The organism is Galliscardovia ingluviei, assembly GCF_014635685.1.
GTDB classification, from domain to species: domain Bacteria; phylum Actinomycetota; class Actinomycetes; order Actinomycetales; family Bifidobacteriaceae; genus Galliscardovia; species Galliscardovia ingluviei.
Genome location: NZ_BMDH01000008.1, coordinates 1 through 3,663 on the forward strand (window position 1 = coordinate 1; position 3,663 = coordinate 3,663).

The following is a 3,663-nucleotide window of genomic DNA, read 5'->3' on the forward strand; positions in this document are numbered from 1 at the left end:
TTGCGTCAGCGAAAATTAGAGCTGTTACAGCAGCTAAAGAAAGCAATGCTGCAGCAGATGTTCCCTGATAAAGGCGAAAATACTCCGCAAGTTCGATTCCAAGGATTCAACGATACTTGGGAACAGCGTAAGTTGGGTGAAGTAACTTCTCAATTAACTAAAAGCATTTATCCACAAGATACTCCGAAACAGATGTATATTGAGTACAGTATGCCGGCCTATGATAATGGAAAGCATCCATATCATTCTCTTGGCAGTACTATGTCGAGTTCCCGTAAGGTGCTAGATCGGCCTTGTGTGTTAATAAACAAGCTAAATGTAAGGAAGAAACGAGTTTGGCTTGTCGTTGCTCCAGCAAAAAACTCAGTTAGTTCGGCTGAATTTGTTCCTTTGGCTTCAGAACAAATAGATTTGAGTTTTTTATCTTATTTGACAACTTCGAGTAGGTTCACAAGTTATTTACTAAATTCATCTTCAGGGTCTTCAAATAGTCAAAAACGTGTAACTCCTGAAGTGGTCACGGATTATCTAGCAGCATTACCATGCAAAGCTGAGCAACAGCAAATAAGTGTATTCTTCCAGCAGCTTGATAACCTTATTACTCTTCATACGAGTGATCTTGATCGACTCGCAAGGTTGAAGAAGTTCTTATTGCAAACTATGTTTGTGTGATAAATAGTTAGTGCATTTGTTTGTAAGGAAGCTGTCCTTGGTTTCCTTACAAACAATCATGTCTCTTGTGGTAGCTACATAATCCTGTAAATTGGGTGCTGGTTAATACTTTTAATAAAAGATTGACGAATCAGCTTAGCAAGAGGGTTTTCAGTATTTGAAGTTGTCAGATACGATTTGCGTACCATGTCAATATCCCTGTTAAAGACTTCGCGTAGAGACATCCGGAGTTGTCTGGAAATTCGTGCACGTTCTTCTATCGAGGCATTTTGTGGAACATCATAGATAAAGTCGATATCAGAGTCAGTTTTTGCTGTACCGCGTGCCATGGAGCCGAATAGATATAGTTCACTTGCCCCAACTTGACGCGCAATGGGTGCAGCAATATCCCCTATTTCTTCCACAGAAGGTATCAATTTTGGGGTATGCCCAAGTTCTGTACTGATCATGACTTCTCTTTTCATATTCAATAGTCACACGGCTTCTTTTAGCGTATCAAATTATTTTTAATAAAAGTAGCCATATCCGCATGCATACTTTCCTGTGCCACTATTCAATCTATTAAGGAAGGTATGTATGTCTCGTCAACAGAGCAGGCAACTTTTTGCTCATTACTATGCACGTTGGATTCGCTTGTATAAGGAAGGTGCAGTTCGTCCCGTTACCTTACGCAAATATGAGAAAGTGCTTGATTACATTAATGAGCTCGCCCCTAATGTGCATCTTAATGAGCTTAACCGTGCGACGTACCAAGCAATTCTCAACAAGTATGCGCTTTCTCATGAGCGACAAACGGTGTTAGATTTTCATCATCATTTGCGTGCTGCAATTATGGATGCTGTGGATGATGAACTGATTCGTCATGATCCTACAAGACGAGCAGTGATTAAGGGATGCGCGCCTAAACTCAAGAAGAGCAAATTTTTGAATCTGTATGAGCTCCAATTATTGCTCAGAAGGTTAGAGTTGGATTCATCAGTGAGCTGGGATTGGTTCATTCTCTTAGTGGCAAAAACAGGGCTACGCTTCGCAGAAGCACTAGCACTTACTCCAGAAGATATTAATGTTGAAGAGCAAATCATCAACATTAGACGCTCTTGGAATTACAAAAATCCTGCTGGCGGTTTCCAAAAGACAAAGAACGCTTCTTCTGTACGGAAAGTTGCTACTGATTGGAAACTAATACACCAGCTTGCAAGTTTGTGTGAGGGAATTCCTAGAGATCGGCCAATTTTTGTTCCCGATGGGAAACGAGTGTTTAATTCAACAGTAAATGATCTACTTGAAAAATACTGTACCGAGATTGGTATTCCCGTGATTTCAATTCATGGATTGCGTCATACTCACGCATCACTGCTCTTGTATGAAGGCGTATCCATTCCCAGCGTCTCACAGAGGCTCGGGCATGCAAACACAACTACAACTGAGAAAACCTATCTGCATATCATCCAAGAGCTTGAGAATCAAGACCGTGACAAGGTAATGCGCCATCTCTCACAGCTATAGCAAGTTGGGCTTATAGAAGACAACTTGCGCACAAACCCAGTTACTAGTGTGCGCCCATGCATATTCGGCAAGAAAAGAAAGATATCAATATAGCATACACTATGTATACAAGAGAGCATACGTAGTGTATGCTAGACAGTATGAGAGTGCGCATACATCCAAACGCTCTAAAGCACGGACTAACAGTCCGACAAATACAAGAAGCCTACAGCACACTTATCAGCCCAAAGAAAGTGAGATCACGCGATACCAATACCGAACCACAACGATACGCAGCCATCGGACTAGATGCAGCAGGAGCACCGATAGAGCTAGTTTTCGTAGAACTCACTTACAATACGATACTTATTTTCCATGCAAACCGGTTAACCAAACAGTTTGCAAAAGAAGTGCTACATTAAACATATAAGGAGTACACCATGCAATACACCTCATCAAATGGGATTACATTCACCGATAAGGATATTGAGCGTTGGGCAAATGAAGCAGAGCAGGGCTTCCCAAATTCAACCCTTGAACCTGCTCAGCCATATGAATGGGAACATAAACCAACTATGCAAGCAAGGACTATACGAGCACCACAAACCGTGTGGAATCTCCTCGACCAAGAAGCTGCGAAGCGCAGTCTCACGCCAAGTGAGTACATTCGTCAAGTACTTACTCGTAGTCTCGTTGACTAGTTATGAATAGGAAATAGAGCACAGTATAATACTGTGCTCTAAACGTTAAGAGATGGGAATATCGCCATGCATAGGTTTCTCTGTGCTGAGGTCATGTTCTCATTGGTGAAGAGCCAAATATGCAATGTCACACAAACATTCGTTGAAGCAAAAACTTCTTGAGTTGTTCTATCCTCTCTAACTTACGTTGATGAAGGGTAATAAGATTATCGAGCTGCTGGAAGAATATGCCGATTTGCTGTTGCTCTGGCTCATTTGGAAATGCGATTTCTAGTTCGCGAATCCGCTTTAAGGATACGAATTTCTGTGTCCCACCATCCAGACTGGAAGATAATTGACTCGTAACAAAGCTGCTTTGAAGTGCTTGATACAAGTATTGATAATCAATTCTACCACTGTATTTTATTAAAGCAACATTTTTTATCGCAAAATCAGGCTCTTCACGTATTAAAGCGAGATTCCCGATAGTGCCAATCATGCCCATAAGGATATCGTGAACATCCACTTTCGATCGCTTATTTATTTCTTCGTAATCATCATCCGAGATGTATTGAATATTCTCGTAATTAATAAAACCATTGCTTACATTTTTGGATGTAATGAATGGATGACCCCTTTGAATATATTTTGGAGAACTATGCGTCCCATCCCTAACATCTGTTACTTCCCCCAACTTACGCTGTTCCCAAGTATCGTTGAATCCTTTGAATCGAACTTGCGGAGTACTTTCGCCTTTATCAGGGAACATCTGCTGTAACATGGCTTTCTTTAACTGCTGTAACAGCTCTAACTTTCGCTGACGCAA

General features: G+C 41.1%; 6 protein-coding genes. 3 read left to right on the plus strand and 3 right to left on the minus strand.

Annotated features, from left to right (window positions below; all coding sequences use genetic code 11):
* On the plus strand, window positions 1-672 hold a 672-nt coding region (locus IEU85_RS08540; RefSeq protein WP_188355843.1), incomplete at its 5' end, for a restriction endonuclease subunit S.
* 74 nt (window positions 673-746) lie between these two features.
* Here the strand turns inward: IEU85_RS08540 and IEU85_RS08545 are convergent.
* A complete protein-coding gene (locus tag IEU85_RS08545; RefSeq protein ID WP_188355844.1) occupies window positions 747-1,121 on the minus strand; it encodes a nucleotidyltransferase family protein in 375 nt (124 codons plus the stop codon).
* Window positions 1,122-1,248: 127 nt separating this feature from the next.
* Between IEU85_RS08545 and IEU85_RS08550 the strand changes: the two genes are divergently transcribed.
* A complete protein-coding gene (locus tag IEU85_RS08550; RefSeq protein WP_188355845.1) occupies window positions 1,249-2,178 on the plus strand; it encodes a site-specific integrase in 930 nt (309 codons plus the stop codon).
* A 205-nt stretch (window positions 2,179-2,383) separates the two neighbouring features.
* Here the strand turns inward: IEU85_RS08550 and IEU85_RS08810 are convergent, their stop codons facing one another.
* Window positions 2,384-2,509, minus strand: a complete 126-nt coding sequence (locus IEU85_RS08810; protein WP_268234217.1) for a hypothetical protein — start codon at window positions 2,507-2,509, stop codon at window positions 2,384-2,386.
* 88 nt (window positions 2,510-2,597) lie between these two features.
* Here IEU85_RS08810 and IEU85_RS08555 point away from each other — a divergent pair, with 88 nt between their 5' ends.
* The gene (locus IEU85_RS08555) at window positions 2,598-2,858 is read left to right on the plus strand and encodes a hypothetical protein (protein WP_188355846.1); all 261 of its coding nucleotides are present in this window, start codon (window positions 2,598-2,600) and stop codon (window positions 2,856-2,858) included.
* 127 nt (window positions 2,859-2,985) lie between these two features.
* Here IEU85_RS08555 and IEU85_RS08560 read toward each other — a convergent pair.
* Window positions 2,986-3,663, minus strand: a 678-nt coding sequence (locus IEU85_RS08560) for a restriction endonuclease subunit S (RefSeq protein ID WP_229714848.1), incomplete at its 5' end; no start/stop codon positions are given.